This is a genomic window from Halioglobus japonicus, assembly GCF_001983995.1.
GTDB classification, from domain to species: Bacteria; Pseudomonadota; Gammaproteobacteria; order Pseudomonadales; family Halieaceae; genus Halioglobus; species Halioglobus japonicus.
Genome location: NZ_CP019450.1, coordinates 441789 through 456429, shown reverse-complemented (window position 1 = coordinate 456429; position 14641 = coordinate 441789). Strand labels below are relative to the sequence as shown.

Below are 14641 nucleotides of genomic sequence, written 5' to 3'. Positions count from 1 at the left end.
GAATGACGAAAGATTCGGACACGCTGCTAGGCGGCAGCGATTTCAACTATCGCCTTTACACCGGCGTTAAATACCTGGTCTATGTGTTGCTGACATTCAATGTTTTCCTGTTCTTGCAGGAGGAATTGGGCGCGCTGGAGCACACCTTTGTCGATGGCTTTGAGCCCTCGCAGATTATTCAGGTCTTTTCCGCCACCATTGATACCACCGCCTGGGTGTTGCTCTTGCTGCTCTTTGAGCTGGAGACATCGGTGCTCGATGACAATCGTATTCAGGGTTGGGTTAAGCGCGGTCTGCACTGGGTGCGCTTGCTCTGTTATGCCGCGGTGTACTACGCTTTTACTGGCTACTACGCCGAACTCACCATGCTCTACGACGCCTCTCCGTTGGTGGGTTTCGACCCTTGCGCGTCGCTGGATCAGGGATTGTCGATGCAGGTTGATATCGACGAGTATGTCCCGCTGGATGCAGCCAGCTGTGCGGTATCCGGTAACCAATGGTTTCAGCTCAACGGATTCCAGATTGTCTCCGAGAGCGAGGTGCTGGCCGCGGCCCGGGCCCTGGCCTGGACGGATGTCATCAACTCCGCCGCCTGGTTGTTGGTTGTCATCATGCTGGAAGTTGAAGTCCGCCTGCAGTTGCGCGGTAACCTGTCTGACCAGATTATGGCCTTCACCAAGTGGATTAAGTTCGCGCTGTACGGCACCTTGTTTGGCGCAGCGGGTTACTGGGGTGTGGCAGGTGACTTCCTCGACTTCTGGGATGCGGCACTGTGGCTGTTTGCGTTTATTTTCATCGAGCTGAACGTGTTTGAATGGCAGCATGAAACTTCCCATACCGAGAATGCCACTGCACAGGAAGCCTGAGCGTGTTTTCATCGGATGACTTGTCCAGCCTGCGCTGGGACGCTACATCCGGCGCGGTAGAGGTCATTGATCAGACCTTATTGCCTCACACGCTGCGCTGGGTGCACCTCGAATCACTGGAGGACTATTGCCATGCCATCAGTGCCATGCAGGTGCGGGGCGCACCCCTGATCGGCATTACCGCGGCCTTTGGGTTGGCCCATGGGTTGCGTGATGATTCGAGTGATCAGGGCCTGGCCGTCGCTTACGATAAGCTGCTCGCAACCCGCCCCACCGCGGTGAACCTGCGCTGGGCCCTGGAACAGGTTCGCGATGAGGTTGGCGAGCTGATGCCCTTTGCCCGGGCTGAGGCGGCGTGGCAACGCGCCGTGGAATTGCGCGCCGAGGACATCGCCAGTTGTGCGCGTATCGGTGAAGTCGGTCTGCCACTATTGCGTGAGGCTCAGCGCGGCGACACGCTGAACGTGATGACCCATTGCAATGCTGGCTGGCTGGCAACGATTCAGTGGGGTACTGCGCTGGCACCGGTTTACAAGGCTGTGGAAGCGGGACTCAACGTGCACGTGTGGGTGTCGGAAACCCGTCCCAGGAATCAGGGTGTGAACTTGTCGGCCTGGGAGTTGCAGCGCGCCGGTGTGCCCTGCACGGTGGTTGCTGATAACAGCTGCGGGCAGTTGATGCGCGAGGGTCTGGTCGATTGCGTCGTTGTCGGCTCAGACCGTACCGCCGCTAATGGCGATGTCTGTAACAAGATAGGGACTTATCTGAAGGCGCTGGCCGCCACAGACAACAACATTCCTTTTTATGTCGCCTTGCCTGCGTCCACGGTCGACTGGCGTTGTGACGCCGGTGAACACATTCCCATTGAAGCCCGCGACAGTGGCGAGGTGCTGGCGATGGCGGGTGTCGACGGGGCAGGTGAGTCGCGCCAGATCAATCTGGCTGCGGCCGGCACCCGTGCCGCTAATCCTGCATTCGATGTCACGCCAGCTCGCCTGGTGTCGGCGCTGATCACCGAGCACGGCTGCTGTACGGCTGACCCTGCCGGACTCCAGGCGTTGCGCGCACAGCTGTACGATTTATAGGGCTTCGTCGGCGCCGATGTAATCAATGCCTGGGTATGCGCGCCACTGAAACGTCTGCTTGTGATCGCAGATCAGGCAGCGGTGCTCGATGTCACCGCTGGTTTCGTCCATGAATCCACATTGGGCCATCATTCCCTGGTTGCATTTGTCGCACAGGTAATTGACGTCGACGGGCCGAACTTCGTGTTTTATTTCTGGCATAAATTGGCTCCCCCTGATTGCGCATGCTAGCGCGAGAGCCGGGTGTGCGGGAAGAGGGTGGGGTTTGAAAGCTGCGAAGCCGACCCTGTCACCACCGGTTGCCCCGTGGCGGCCGTGCCTGCGCCCAAAGTCAGCGAAACTTCAGTGGCTTGCGCCGACTAGAAGTCGTCCAGCTCCAGATCGTAGTAACCTAACTCGTCCCGCAGGCGTTTCTCTTCCAGACGTTGCTCAGCGCGGCGGCGTTTCTCCGCCAGGCGTTGCTTGTCCGAGGCCAGCGGGGCCAGTTCGGCCAGGTCCTCGTCGGACATGTCGCCCAGGCCGGGTTCGAACATATCCTCCAGGGGTTCCGAAGTATTCGGTTCCTGGTTGCGCTCTCCCATAAATCACCTCCCGATGATTTACACAAAAACCAAGGGCCAGCTCGTTTAAGCATGCCTCAAGGCGGAGTTAAGCAAAAAATATCGACGTTGGGAATACTAACTTTTTGCCGGTAGCTGTCGGGCGGCCCGCCACCCTCCATGGTGTTCTCTGCGCTCCGTTGACGTCCTTGTCGCCGGGTGCCCATTAGTGCAGAGATGCGGGCCGCCTCGACAGTTAATTTGCAAAGGCCGTGCCAGCGGCAGACTCGGTAAATCGAAGGATAGTGGGCTCCAGGTGCTGTCCGGACATGTCCACTACAGCTGTTCCAGCTGCGCGAGAATGGCGGCGGCCACCTGATCTGCCGTCCCCGCGGTGGCGTTGATCGTGATGTCGCTGTAGCGCTCGTAAAGCGGGGTCCGCTCCGCATAGACACCGGCGAACCCGTCGTCGCTGTCACTGGCAATGCCCCGCGGTGGCGCGGCAGCCACCCGCGCTTCCAGCGTTGCCAGGTCGGCCTGCAGATAGACAATGGGACCGGCGGCGGCGAGGCGCGCCATGGCATCTTCGCTGTAGACCACGCTGCCACCTGTAGATATCAGCGCGTGGTCCAGGTCCAGTTCCATGAGCACATCGTGCTCGATCTCGCGCAGGCGCAGATAACCCTCGCTGTCGACGATTTCCTGCAGCGTGGCGTTCTCGCGGACCTGGATGTCGAGATCGGTGTCGACAAAGCGCAGGCCGGTTTGCTTGGCCAGAATCACGCCAACGGTACTTTTGCCCGCACCGGGCATGCCAATCAGATTGACGGTATTGAATTTGTACACGGGCCAGTCCTGGTAATTCGGGGGCGCGCATTATCCCCGAACCTCGCCTGGCTCGCCAGTCGGACAGCAGTTGCACCGGCACCGGGCTGTGGGTAGAGTGCCGGCTTCTTCTCTTATTCCCGGAGCCTGACCATGAGCCTGCTGACCACACCCCTGGATGGATTGCACCGCGAACTCGGTGCCAAGATGGTGCCTTTTGCTGGCTATGATATGCCCGTGCAGTATCCCTCCGGCATCATCAAGGAGCATTTGCATACCCGGGCTGCGGCTGGACTGTTTGATGTCTCGCATATGGGGCAGGTGATTATCACGGGCGCTGGAACAGCTGCGATGCTCGAGTCCCTGGTGCCGGTGGATATTGAAGGGCTGGCGGTCGACGGCCAGACCTACGCGCTGTTTACCAATGAGCAGGGCGGCGTGCTCGACGATTTGATTATTACCCGCTGGGCCGAAGACCGGTTCTTCCTGGTGGTCAATGCTGCCTGCAAGGCGCAGGATATCGAGCACCTACAGGCGCATCTTGCCGGTCAGACGCTGGAAGTGCTGACTGACCAGGCCCTGTTGGCACTGCAGGGACCTGCCGCTCGCGAAGTCATGGCTGAGCTATGTCCGGCCGCTGCGGAGCTGGTGTTCATGCAAGGTTGTCGCGCGCAAATCGATGGGGTCGAGGTCTACATCACCTGCTCCGGTTATACCGGCGAGGATGGATTCGAAATTTCAGTCCCCGCAGCGGCAGCCGATGTTCTGGCTCGTCGCCTATTGGCGTTTACCCAGGTTGAGCCGATTGGACTTGGCGCCCGGGATTCACTGCGCTTGGAAGCGGGGTTGTGCCTGTACGGCCATGAACTCAGCACCGAGATCGATCCTGTTCAGGCGGGCCTGCTGTGGTCTATCAGCAAGGTGCGTCGCCCTGATGGCGCGCGCCCCGGAGGCTTTCCGGGTGCGGATGTGATTTTCGATTGTATGCAAAACAAGCCGGCGTTGCGTCGGGTTGGCCTGGCTGTTGACGGCAAGCGACCCGTTCGAGAAGGTCAGCCGGTGGTCGATCAGAGCGGTCATAAGGTGGGAGAGGTCTGCTCTGCAGCCTTTGGCGCCAGCTACGGTGGCCCCATTGCCATGGCGTTTATTGAGCGCGACCTGGGAGAGCCGGGTACAGCCCTGGCAGTTGAGGTTCGCGGCAAGCAGGTGCCGGTGACCGTGACTAAGATGCCTTTCTGTCCGCAGCGCTACCACCGCGGCTAGTGCCCGGATTGAGTTGAGAGGGCAGCCCGGGCTGACGCAGCGCCACCAGGCCCCGTCGCGCATCGGCTATTGGCTTGGCCAGCCAGCGCCAGGGCCGGTAGCGCAACAAGCCGGCGGCGATGAAGCCCAGGGCCACCAGTCCACCTATACCCATCCATTGAACACTGCGCAGTGCATTGTTGGTTGCTGGCTGCTGATTCATGTCGCCTTCGACATGGATCTGGACGGCCGGAACCGTGATGACCTCCAGGGTGTTGGTCTTGGTATTCCACCAGAAAAAGTCCTCTGCAGGGAGCAGATAGTCCCCCGGTTGTTCGGCCACGTAGCTGACGGTCTCTATCCGGGTGGCCTTTGACTGGCCGCGATTCATCCGGTTTTCCAGATTCGGTGTGCCGGGATATGCTGCGAGGCCGGGCGTATCGCTCTGGCGCAGTGTGGGCAGCATCATGGCCTGAACATCACTGGCGCGAAACTCCACTCGTCGTTCAAAGGCATCGCCCGGAGTCAGGGCGTCGGTCTCTCGGTCGAGGGACTGGCGTGCGCTGAACTCCGGTGCGGCCACCCAAAAGGGCGTGTTCGCAAGTGCCTCAGGAACGATGACTTCGAGCTCCGTGGCTGGTGCAAGCACGGGGCCTTCCAGATTGCCCAGCTCGCCCCCGTTGACCTTCAGCGTGACTTCAATCGGCCCAATAGTGAAGAGGCCGGCCTGTTGTGGATAAACGTCAATGGTCCAGCGCTGCATGACCCAGGTTTGACCATCGCGACGCTCCGAAGAGTTGGCGGCAAACTCCTCGGTTTGCAGGATCACCAGACCGGGCACCTCCGGTAGGCGTATACGAGCACCGCCGGTAAACCAGGTGCCGGTGCCGATCTGGATATGCAGCAGGGCCCGCTCTCCCGGCACTACGCCGGTGGCGGGCGTCATGCTGCTATCGATCGTAAGTTGGCCCGCCTCCAGCAATGGCTGCAGTGGGCTCTCTGCGCTTACCGCCGGTGGCAGCAGCAGGCTCACGCACAGCAGAATCAGCCCGGCCCTCACGGCGCGGGCTCCCGCTGCTGCAACTGCATATTGAACTTGACCGCCAGGAAGTTTGAAGGATCCTTCTGTACCCCGCGCAGCCACATATCGCGGGTGGCCTCACTGCCGAGTATTTCCTCGGCGGTGTACTGTTTCAGTTTGACCTGCTCGAAGCTGAGGACTTCCGCACCATCGGCGGGAATCGCGTCATCGCCCCCCATTTGTTTCTCTTCCGTGCCGACACCCTGTTCCTGCATTTGCGCCTCGCTCATGCGATTGATGTCGTCGATGATCGTCTGCACTTTGTCCCGATTGGCCTGGGCGCCGGGATAGTCCGGGGTGCGTGCCAGCAACTCGTCGTATCGCTTTACGGCGCGCAGGAAATCCCGCCCGTGACTGCGGGCATTGGCCTCGTTGAACAGGGCGTCATCGCTGTCAGAGCGCGAGAAATACTCGGCCGCCTGCATAAAATCCTCGTTATAGTAGCAGGCGATGCCTTTCCACATGGGGTCGGCAAAATGGCGGGCGGCGGCGCGATAGTCGCCGAATTGGAGTAGCAGGCGACCCTGTTGATCGGGCGTGAACCAGAGGTCCGCAAACCACTGCACGACCACAGGCGTGTGCGCCTGTTCCTGGATTTCTGCGTCGCCGTCTTCCTGGGCGAGCGCGGGCTGGGGTGAGCCAGTAAGCAGCAGCGGAACCAGCAGCCAGCTCCAGCTGAGTGTCCAGCCCTTGCGGAACCACATGAGAAACAAGGTCAGGCAGACAAACACCAGCGGGTAACCGCTGTCCAGCCAGGGCAGCGCATCGTCATCAATGATGACATAGTGCGATTCAATACGCCGTTCGATGGCGCGCACGTCGCTGTTGTCGATGGTCAGATCAACATAGTGGCCTCCGGCTGAATCGGCCAGGGATTTGAGCGCCCGTTCGTCCAGAGGCACCAGCCCGTCGTCGTCGCTGTTAGTGCCGATGCCCAGCACAATGAACTGGTGGGGTTTGTCGGCAAAGTAAGCGCTGAACGCCGCGATTGAGTCAGCGCCAGCGCCATCGCTGAGAAGCACGACCGTGGCAGGGGCGGTTGTGTCGCGCAGAATTTCGTCGATCAGCGGCAGCGCGTACTCGGGGAATTTCCCCTGGCGCGGCATCATCACGGGTTTTATCGCCTGCAGGTACTGATTCAGAATATCCTGGTCGGCGGTCAGTGGAAGTACTGTGTGTGCGGAGCCCGCGTAGGCGATCAGCGCGGAGCGCTTGTCCGGCCGCAGTGCGAGCAGGTCAGAGGCCTTGTGGCGGGCCCTGACCAGTCGCGAAGGCTGGATATCCTGCTGGGTCATTGATGACGATGCATCCAGCAGTACTACCAGGGCGGATTTGTCTTCGGATAGCGGTGAGGGCTGTTGTCGCCAGCTGGGCCCGGCCAGGACAATAGCCGTCACGACGGCAAATACGATTCCGAACGTGGAAGGATTCAGCCAGCGCGAATCACGCTTTTCCAGTCGCAGATGTTCCAGCAGGTGGGGCGCGATAATACCTTTGAACATGTCGCCCTGGTCCTTGCGTAGCCGCATGACTACCGCCAGCGCTACCCATACCAGTAATACCAGCAGCCACCAGGGTCGCAGAAAGTGGAAGTAGGTCAGGTCAGGCAGCACGGCGCAGCCTCCCCTGATGCCATGTCCAGGCCGCCATGAACAAGTGGTAGCAGATGAACGCAATGACAGCGACGGCCACCGGTACCCAATGCAGGCTCTGGTGAGGGCGGAACGAAACACTTTCGTAGAGTTCCGGTTCCATGCTCGCAATGGTGGCGTAGGCCTCGCGCATCTGCGCCTGGTCCAGGGCCTGGAAGCTGCGGCCCCTAGTGAGTTCGCTGACTCGCTCGATGGTCTGTGTATCCAGCGCGTCCTCACCTACGGTCGTCGGGTCGCCAATGGCGATGGTGTAGATGCGAATGTTGTTGGCCGCGGCGACCTTGGCCGCATCCACAGGTGGTACCGTACTCCCGGTATCATTGCCGTCAGTGAGCATGATCAGCACACGGTTGTCGGCATTGCTTTCACGAAAGAGCTTTATGGCTAGACCAATCGCATCCCCAAACACCGTACTGGGCCCAGCCATACCAATTTCCGTCTCCCCCAGAAGTTGTTGCCATACTTCGTGTTCGTCGGTGAACGGTGTCTGTAGATAGGCGGCGGCGCCGAACACGATCAGTCCCAGCCGATCGGAGGCGCGCTGACTGGCCAGTTCATCGAGGACAATTTTCACCGCTTCCAGGCGGTTCAGCGTGGTGCCGTCCGGTAGCGCAAAATCGCGGGCTTCCATAGAGCCCGACAAGTCCACGGCCACCATCAGGTCGCGGCCTGATTTCTGTTGCTCAATCGGCGCGCCAATCCACTGCGGTTTGGTGGCCGCAAGTACCAGGCATAGCCAGGTAAAGGCGACGAGAATTTTTTGCACGCGATCGCGGCGTAGAATTCGGGCGCCCTCTTCAGGGCGTTGCTCGCTGAGCGCCACAAGTTGATCGAAGAACGGTACCTTGACGGAATCGCGGCTTTCCTTGTATGCCGGCAGCAGGCGCATCAGAGCCGGCAGCGGCAACAGCAGCAGCGCCCAGGGCAGTGCGAGTTCAATCACCGTAGCGATTCCTGTGTAGATTGAGCCACGCCTGGCTGGCGGCGATAAGATCGTTGCTGACGCGCGCGTCCAGCTGACGATCGGTGTACACCGCTTCCGCCAGTAATTGGGCTTGCTCAGAATCAAACACTGGCGCTTCACAGCGGCTGTTGAGGAAGTCGACCCAAGGCGTTCCCGATAGGCGCGCCACCTCTTCCCGGGGGAAAGCGGCCAGCGCTGAAAGCTTGAGCACTTGGTTAATTGCTGCGACTGCCGCACCATTGTGCTCGAGGTTGGCGAGCTTCTGCCGGGCTTCCTTGCGATAGCGGTTACGATACCAGTAACGCAGCCGCCGCCAGCTGTAACGCGCAGCATAGGCAAGCGCTATTGCACCGACCACGTACCAACCGGGCGTCTGCGGCAGCCAGTTGACCGCCTCGGGGGAGACGACCTCGTTGAAGTCCTCGCCCAGAACGTAGTTGCCAAATATGTCCGGAAGGTCTGGCAAGCTCACCGCAGCGGCCTCTCGCCACCCAGTTGCTGGCGCAGCTGGGACGCAGTGTCTGCGTCGGTATGCAGTTGGATGACGGGTACCTCGTGGCGCATAAGCGCCGCCTGTACTCTGGCAAAGTTGCTTTTGAACTGATCCTCAAAGCGCTGCCCCAGGCCTTCTTTGCCGGGATTGATCTCCAACTGATAGCGGCCATCGCTGACCACCAGTTGATCCGCCCGGGAGATATCGCGCTCCAGAGGGTCGTAAATCATGGTGCAGATGATGTCGTTGTGCTCGCCAATACGGCGGATACTCTGCAGTGACTGGTCGTTCCAGCCAAAAAAATCGGAGACCAGAATAACCAGGTAGTCGTGGCTGATCATTCGCTGGGTGGCTTCCAGTGCCTGGGCCAGGGCATCGGGTCGCGCGGCGGTGCCGGAATTGACTGACAACTGGCGATTCATGTCTTCCAGGTCGCCCAGCCATGCCATGACCTTTTTTTCGCTGCGGGCTGGGCGTATGTCGAGTACACGCTCGTCGTTGAACATAATGGCGCCAATCCGGTCGCCGACGCCCAGCACGCGCCAGGCGGTAATGGCAGCGGCTTCGGCGGCCACCACTGACTTCATTTTCCGGGTACTGCCAAAGAACATCGGCATTCGCTGGTCGACCACTACGACCACCGGCCGGTCCCGTTCCTCGGTATATACCCGCACGTGGGGTTTGCCGGTGCGGTTGGTGACCCGCCAGTCCATGGTGCGGATATCGTCTCCGGGCCGGTAGTGACGCAGTTCATCGAAGTCCAGCCCGCGGCCGCGCAGCTTGCTGCGCTTGCGGCCCGCCAGCAGTGAGCGCACCGGCTGCTTTGGCAGGTAGCTAAAGCCGCCGGCGGTATAACGCAGGCGAACGAGGGCGTGCAGGTTGGTGTAAATACCGTCTTCAGACACAGCGTCAGCCAACAGCGACCTGGGCTATGATCTCGTCGATCACCGTGTCTGCGCTGACCCGGTCGGCCATGGCGTCGTAGCTGAGGATGAGACGGTGGCGTAGCACGGCGTGGGCGACGGAGCGAACATCGGCGGGGGTGACGTGATCGCGGCCATCAAGCCAGGCACTGGCCCGGGAAGTGCGATGCAGGGCGATGGTAGCTCTCGGGCTGGAGCCGGTATCTATCCAGCCAGACAGCTTGTTACCAAAGGCCTCCGGTTGACGCGTCGCCATGACCAGATCAACCAGGTATTGCTCTACGGGAGGCGATATCTGCATTGCGCCAATAGTGTCGCGCGCGGCGAAAATATGTTGCTGGGCAATGACCGTGAGCTGAGTGCCGGCTTGCGCTTCCTCTTCCTGGAGCATACGCACAATCGCAAGCTCTGCCTCGGTGTCGGGATAATTCACCGCGATTTTCATCAGGAAACGGTCCATTTGCGCTTCCGGCAGCGGGTAGGTGCCTTCTTGCTCGATGGGGTTCTGGGTGGCCAGTACCATGAATAGTTCTGCAAGCGGGTAAGTTTTACCGGCCACGGTGACCTGTCGCTCTTCCATGGCTTCCAGAAGCGCGGCCTGTACCTTGGCTGGGGCGCGATTGATTTCATCAGCCAGTACCAGCTCGTTGAAGATTGGGCCCTCCTGGAAAATCAGTTCCGATACGCCCTGGTTATCCTGATAAACCTCGTTGCCGGTGACGTCTGAGGGCAGCAGATCGGGAGTGAACTGAATGCGGCCCAGGCGAGCTTCGAGCACTTGCGACAGGGTTTTAATGGAGCGGGTTTTGGCGGTGCCTGGCAGGCCCTCCAGCAAGACGTTGCCATTGCATAGCAGGGCCAGCGTCAGCGTGCGCACTACTTCATCCTGGCCTATGACCGAGCGGGCCATTTGCTCCATCATCGAGTTTACTGCGCTTAAGTGTTCGCTGGACAAGGTGGATTCCTTCTACTACTGGCGGGCTGGCGTAGAGTATAGCCAAGCACTCTGGGTGGTGCAGGCCTCAGCGGCATGAAAACTGATTGCAGCGTCGGCGGTGCTAGTTCGCCCAGTCCCGCTCTGCGTTGAACTGCCGGGAAAGGTATTCCATCTGGTCCGCCAGGATGCGCTCCTTGGCCAGGAAGTGCCACTCAAATGAATTGGGTCTGAATGGCACCGCCAGCAGCGGCATGTCGGCTTCTTCCGGTGTCATGTTGTCTTTCTGCCAGTTGCAGCGACGGCAGGCGGCGACCACGTTTTCCCAGCGGTCCAGGCCGCCCCGCGAAGTGGGCATTACGTGGTCGCGGGTGAGCTCGCCACGGGTATGTTGCTGACCACAGTACAGGCAGCGATAGTCGTCCCGGCGGAACAGGGTGCGATTACACAGGGGGGGGCTGAAGCCGCGGAATACTCTGCCCTGCAGGGCAATAATGGGTTGCAGGTCGATTCTGGAGCGCAGACCGGTGAGCCGCTGAATGCCACCAAATACCGGGGGGAGGGGATCCCCGATGCCCCAAATAACATCGCCTCTGGCATAGGCAGAAACTGCCTCTTGTGCGCTGATCCAGCCTCTCGGCTGACCCGCTACGTCCAGTCGCAGGATCGATTGCATGAGCTCTCACTCGCAGACCTGCTATCAAGCTACTGCAAAAGCATGAAGATAACAATCGCGAATTTGGCGCTGTGCTTGCTCAGTTGAGCGAGGAGGGCGGCTTTGATCGCAGACGCCCGGATGCGTCACGGGCCAGCCCGTAGTCGAGTTCGAAGACTTCCACCGGCAGGGGTTTATCGAACACATAGCCCTGCAATACATCGCAGCCGAGATCCGACAGCTGTCTGGCAATGTCCATGGTCTCTACACCTTCGGCAACCACGCGCATGGAGAAGTTGTGGGCGAGGCCAATAACGGCTTTCACAATAGCTAGGTCTTTTTCCGACTCAACCATCATGCTGACAAAGCTCTTATCGATCTTGATTTCGTCAACGGGAAGGTCGCGAAAGTAGGATAGTGATGAGAAGCCTGTACCGAAATCGTCGAGGGAAATTTTTACCCCGAGTTTCCGCAGCCGGCCCAGTTGCTGCAGCATCACCTGGGGGTCGTCAATCATGACTCGCTCGGTCACCTCAATGGTGAGTCTTCCCGGAGTGACGCCGTAAATATCCAGCGCATCGTGGACTACGGAGAGAATCTGGTCATTGAGCAGCAGGTTGGGTGCGACATTAACAGCGATGCTGAGCTCTTCCGGCCAGCGCGCGAGGCGCGCCACCGCCGACTTGATGGCAAACCAGGTAATGTGGGTGATCACCTCGTGGCGCTCGGCGATCTGGATGAACTTGTTCGGGCCGATGAGTTTGTCACTGGTGTGCCAGCGCAGCAGGGCCTCGGCACCCATGAGAGAGTGATACTTGGCGTGTACCTTGGGCTGGTAGTGAAGCTGTAGTTCACCGACTTCCAGAGCGTTCTCCAGCTTGCGGACCAGTTTGCGCTCCGCATCCGGATCCATTTCCTGCTGGGGTTGGTAGAGGTCGTAGGGGCGCGAACTGCTGCGCGCCTGACGCAGCGCCACTCCCGCCTCGTGCATGGCGCTCTTGCGATTAATGTCCACGCCCGACACCTGGGTGAAACCGGCGGTAAACTCGAGTCTGACCGGGCGGCCGAACTGGTAGTGGGGTTCCTGGAAGATGCGTTGCAGTTTGGCCGTGGCGAGCTCGAGTTCGCCGCGACTGCCCACGCCTTTGAGCTCCACGTAGTAGCGGCCGTCCTCGAGTTGATTGCACTCATCCTTGGCCCGGACCCAGCCTTGCAGGCGCTTGCGGAATACCTCTTTGAGTTCCTGGAACGAGGCGTGACCGTGTCGGTCGCGCAGGGTATCGGCATCTGCGAGTTCGACCAAACCAATCATGTTGCCGCGCCGGGGCATTAGATGAAGTACTCCTCACTGTCGACGCCGTAGCTGCCGGGCAACAGTTCGCGGGCAATCCAGCGTTCGTTGCTGCTGTCCTGCATGCTCAGATCGACGATACAGGGGTCGCGCTCCTGTTGCTGCTCGTCGAGCACAATAATGATCTCTGGTTTCAGGCGACGGGTTTCGTTCTGGCGGGTGACAATCCCCACCTCGCCGGAATTCAGCTCTACCAGCGTGCCCGTGGGGAACAGACCAATGGCCTGGATAAACTGTTCTACCAGCGATTCCTGGAACAGCGTGCCCTTGCCATCCATGAGTTCCTGGATGGCTTCGTGGGAGGTGCGTGCCGGTGCATAGGGTCGCGGTGTAATCATGGCGTCATAGGCATCTACAAGACCGGCGATACGCGCCAGCACCGGGATGGACGTGCCATCCATGCCTCTGGGATAGCCTGATCCATCGGCGCGCTCATGGTGATTCTCGATAATCGCCAGCACTTCGATATTGACGTTTTTATTCTGGGCGACAAGCTCTGCCCCCATCTTGGGGTGGGCGCGAATAATGCGCAGCTGCTGGTCAGTGAGGGCCTGGGGCTGGCTGAGTAAATCGCCCGGCAATTGGGTCATGCCCACATCGCACATGGCACAGCCCAGGGCCAGGGTCTCCAACTCGTCCTGGTGCAGGCCGATCTGACGGCCGAGAATGGCGGCCCAGACAGCCATGGAAATGCCGTGGTGATAGCGATAGTCGTCGCTCTCGCGCAGTCGCAGCAGCGCCGCTACCGCTTCCTTGTTATTGAAGACGCTTTCGATGAGCGGCGTAATCGATTCCTGCACTGCCTCAAAGTCGCCGTTGCGACCACTGCGCAGTGAATCGTAAACCTTGTCGAGGGTATTGGCGGCGTTGTCGAAGCAGATTCTCGCGTGGGCAATGTCTTCTTTTATTTCCAGGCGCTTTTTGCCCTGGTCGGCGGTGGGCTCCAGGGTGAGGTTCAGGAACACCGGGCGGCCCTTGTACTCGGCGTCAACATACACGTGATCGACGTATTTGGAAACGTAAAGGACCTCGGAGGTGTTCTGGATGACAAAGCCCTGCAGTGAAAACGGTGTCTCCAGCCACGGCCGATCCAGCTCGGCGACAAACATCCCCGGCTGTAGGCTCATTGCTGGCATCTTCACTAGACGCATTGTCGCACTCCGTGCGTTTTTATAAGGCAATTCAGGCTATTGGCCGAATTCCTGCAAGTCGATTAAAAATCCGACAAATTAGCAATTAGTAGCCAATTGAGTGGCGATTTTGTGAGCCAGTTCTCGTTTTCATTACATCGCCTCCCAGAACTGGCTGGTCAGGGTGTTGTCGCCGTGGCGGATACGACCGGTAAATTGGCTTCCCGCTTCTACTTCGCCGACGCCTGCCGGGGTGCCGGTCATGACAATGTCGCCATCTTCGAGCGTCATGAAAGAGCGCAGTTGAGAAAGAATGGTTGCCGGTGGATACATCATCAATCCACAGTGACCGGTCTGGCGCAGTGAGCCGTTGATATCCAGTTCGAGTGCCAGGTCATCGACCTCGCCCGGGAGTGGAACGAATTCACTGAACAGTGCGGCGCCATCGAATGCCTTGGCCCTTTCCCAGGGCAGGCTGGCCTGTTTCAGGGTGCCCTGGAGGCGCCGTTTGGTGAGATCCAGGCCAAAGCCTGCAGCACTGAAACTGCCGTTTTCTACCAGAAGTGCAATCTCGCCCTCATAGTGGAGTGGCTCGCCGTCGCGAACGCTGTGCAGCGTGTTGCCGATGGCGGAATTGGGTTTAAGGAACACCACCATGTCGTCGGGAATCTCGTTGCCGAGTTCCTCAATGTGGGCCACGTAGTTGCGGCCGATGCAGACGATCTTGGAGGGCGTTATCTGGCGCCCCTGGCAGGAAACAGAATTCACGAGCGAAAATACCCTAATCAGTGGTCATAGAAATTATAACCTCCGGGGGACTAAAGTCGCCTCACAACTGGCCGATAACGCTGGATACGCGGCGTTGCAGGGCGCATAATAGGGGCCTGCTCCGGCCGTCCTG

At 59.6% G+C, this 14641-nt stretch carries 16 protein-coding genes; 3 read left to right on the top strand and 13 right to left on the bottom strand.

Going from position 1 to position 14641, the window contains the following annotated elements; translation table 11 throughout:
- Window positions 1-2: 2 nt before the first annotated feature.
- The gene (locus tag BST95_RS02170; RefSeq protein WP_066053308.1) at window positions 3-866 is read left to right on the top strand and encodes a hypothetical protein; all 864 of its coding nucleotides are present in this window, start codon (window positions 3-5) and stop codon (window positions 864-866) included.
- 2 nt (window positions 867-868) lie between these two features.
- Window positions 869-1951 carry an S-methyl-5-thioribose-1-phosphate isomerase gene (gene mtnA, locus BST95_RS02165; protein WP_084197973.1) on the top strand — a complete coding sequence of 361 codons (1083 nt, stop codon included), beginning with the start codon at window positions 869-871 and terminating at the stop codon, window positions 1949-1951.
- Here mtnA and BST95_RS02160 read toward each other — a convergent pair.
- The 3 genes from BST95_RS02160 to BST95_RS02150 all read right to left on the bottom strand — a co-directional run bounded on the left by BST95_RS02160 (window position 1946) and on the right by BST95_RS02150 (window position 3336).
- Entirely contained in the window at window positions 1946-2152 is a 207-nt protein-coding gene (locus BST95_RS02160) for a type II citrate synthase (protein WP_084197972.1), read from the bottom strand. The two genes, mtnA and BST95_RS02160, sit on opposite strands and share 6 nt — an antisense overlap.
- A gap of 158 nt (window positions 2153-2310) precedes the next feature.
- Entirely contained in the window at window positions 2311-2532 is a 222-nt protein-coding gene (locus BST95_RS02155) for a PA3496 family putative envelope integrity protein (RefSeq protein WP_066053317.1), read from the bottom strand.
- 294 nt (window positions 2533-2826) lie between these two features.
- Window positions 2827-3336 (bottom strand): shikimate kinase, encoded by a 510-nt coding sequence (locus tag BST95_RS02150; RefSeq protein WP_102106417.1) that lies wholly within the window; start codon window positions 3334-3336, stop codon window positions 2827-2829.
- 132 nt (window positions 3337-3468) lie between these two features.
- Here BST95_RS02150 and gcvT point away from each other — a divergent pair, with 132 nt between their 5' ends.
- Complete coding sequence (gcvT, locus tag BST95_RS02145) at window positions 3469-4578, top strand: glycine cleavage system aminomethyltransferase GcvT (protein ID WP_084197971.1); 1110 nt, start codon at window positions 3469-3471, stop codon at window positions 4576-4578.
- Here gcvT and BST95_RS02140 read toward each other — a convergent pair.
- The 10 genes from BST95_RS02140 to BST95_RS02095 form a co-directional block, all read right to left on the bottom strand.
- On the bottom strand, window positions 4538-5617 hold the full coding sequence (locus BST95_RS02140) for a BatD family protein (protein WP_084197970.1): 1080 nt from the start codon (window positions 5615-5617) through the stop codon (window positions 4538-4540). The two genes, gcvT and BST95_RS02140, sit on opposite strands and share 41 nt — an antisense overlap.
- Complete coding sequence (locus BST95_RS02135; protein WP_084197969.1) at window positions 5614-7251, bottom strand: vWA domain-containing protein; 1638 nt, start codon at window positions 7249-7251, stop codon at window positions 5614-5616. The genes BST95_RS02140 and BST95_RS02135 overlap by 4 nt, the downstream gene beginning before the upstream one ends.
- Window positions 7241-8233 (bottom strand): VWA domain-containing protein, encoded by a 993-nt coding sequence (locus BST95_RS02130; RefSeq protein WP_084197968.1) that lies wholly within the window; start codon window positions 8231-8233, stop codon window positions 7241-7243. The genes BST95_RS02135 and BST95_RS02130 overlap by 11 nt, the downstream gene beginning before the upstream one ends.
- Entirely contained in the window at window positions 8226-8726 is a 501-nt protein-coding gene (locus BST95_RS02125) for a DUF4381 domain-containing protein (protein ID WP_084197967.1), read from the bottom strand. Before BST95_RS02125 ends, BST95_RS02130 begins: the two co-directional genes overlap by 8 nt.
- On the bottom strand, window positions 8723-9652 hold the full coding sequence (locus BST95_RS02120) for a DUF58 domain-containing protein (RefSeq protein ID WP_229801847.1): 930 nt from the start codon (window positions 9650-9652) through the stop codon (window positions 8723-8725). The genes BST95_RS02125 and BST95_RS02120 overlap by 4 nt, the downstream gene beginning before the upstream one ends.
- 4 nt (window positions 9653-9656) lie before the next feature.
- Window positions 9657-10625, bottom strand: coding sequence for an AAA family ATPase (locus tag BST95_RS02115; RefSeq protein ID WP_084197965.1), 969 nt, complete (start codon window positions 10623-10625; stop codon window positions 9657-9659).
- 103 nt (window positions 10626-10728) lie between these two features.
- Window positions 10729-11280, bottom strand: a complete 552-nt coding sequence (locus BST95_RS02110; RefSeq protein ID WP_084197964.1) for an HNH endonuclease — start codon at window positions 11278-11280, stop codon at window positions 10729-10731.
- A gap of 79 nt (window positions 11281-11359) precedes the next feature.
- Window positions 11360-12589 (bottom strand): putative bifunctional diguanylate cyclase/phosphodiesterase, encoded by a 1230-nt coding sequence (locus tag BST95_RS02105; protein ID WP_084197963.1) that lies wholly within the window; start codon window positions 12587-12589, stop codon window positions 11360-11362.
- Window positions 12589-13746, bottom strand: a complete 1158-nt coding sequence (locus tag BST95_RS02100) for a cyclic di-GMP phosphodiesterase (protein ID WP_276205927.1) — start codon at window positions 13744-13746, stop codon at window positions 12589-12591. Before BST95_RS02100 ends, BST95_RS02105 begins: the two co-directional genes overlap by 1 nt.
- A gap of 147 nt (window positions 13747-13893) precedes the next feature.
- Window positions 13894-14508 (bottom strand): fumarylacetoacetate hydrolase family protein, encoded by a 615-nt coding sequence (locus BST95_RS02095; RefSeq protein ID WP_084197962.1) that lies wholly within the window; start codon window positions 14506-14508, stop codon window positions 13894-13896.
- Window positions 14509-14641: the final 133 nt, after the last annotated feature.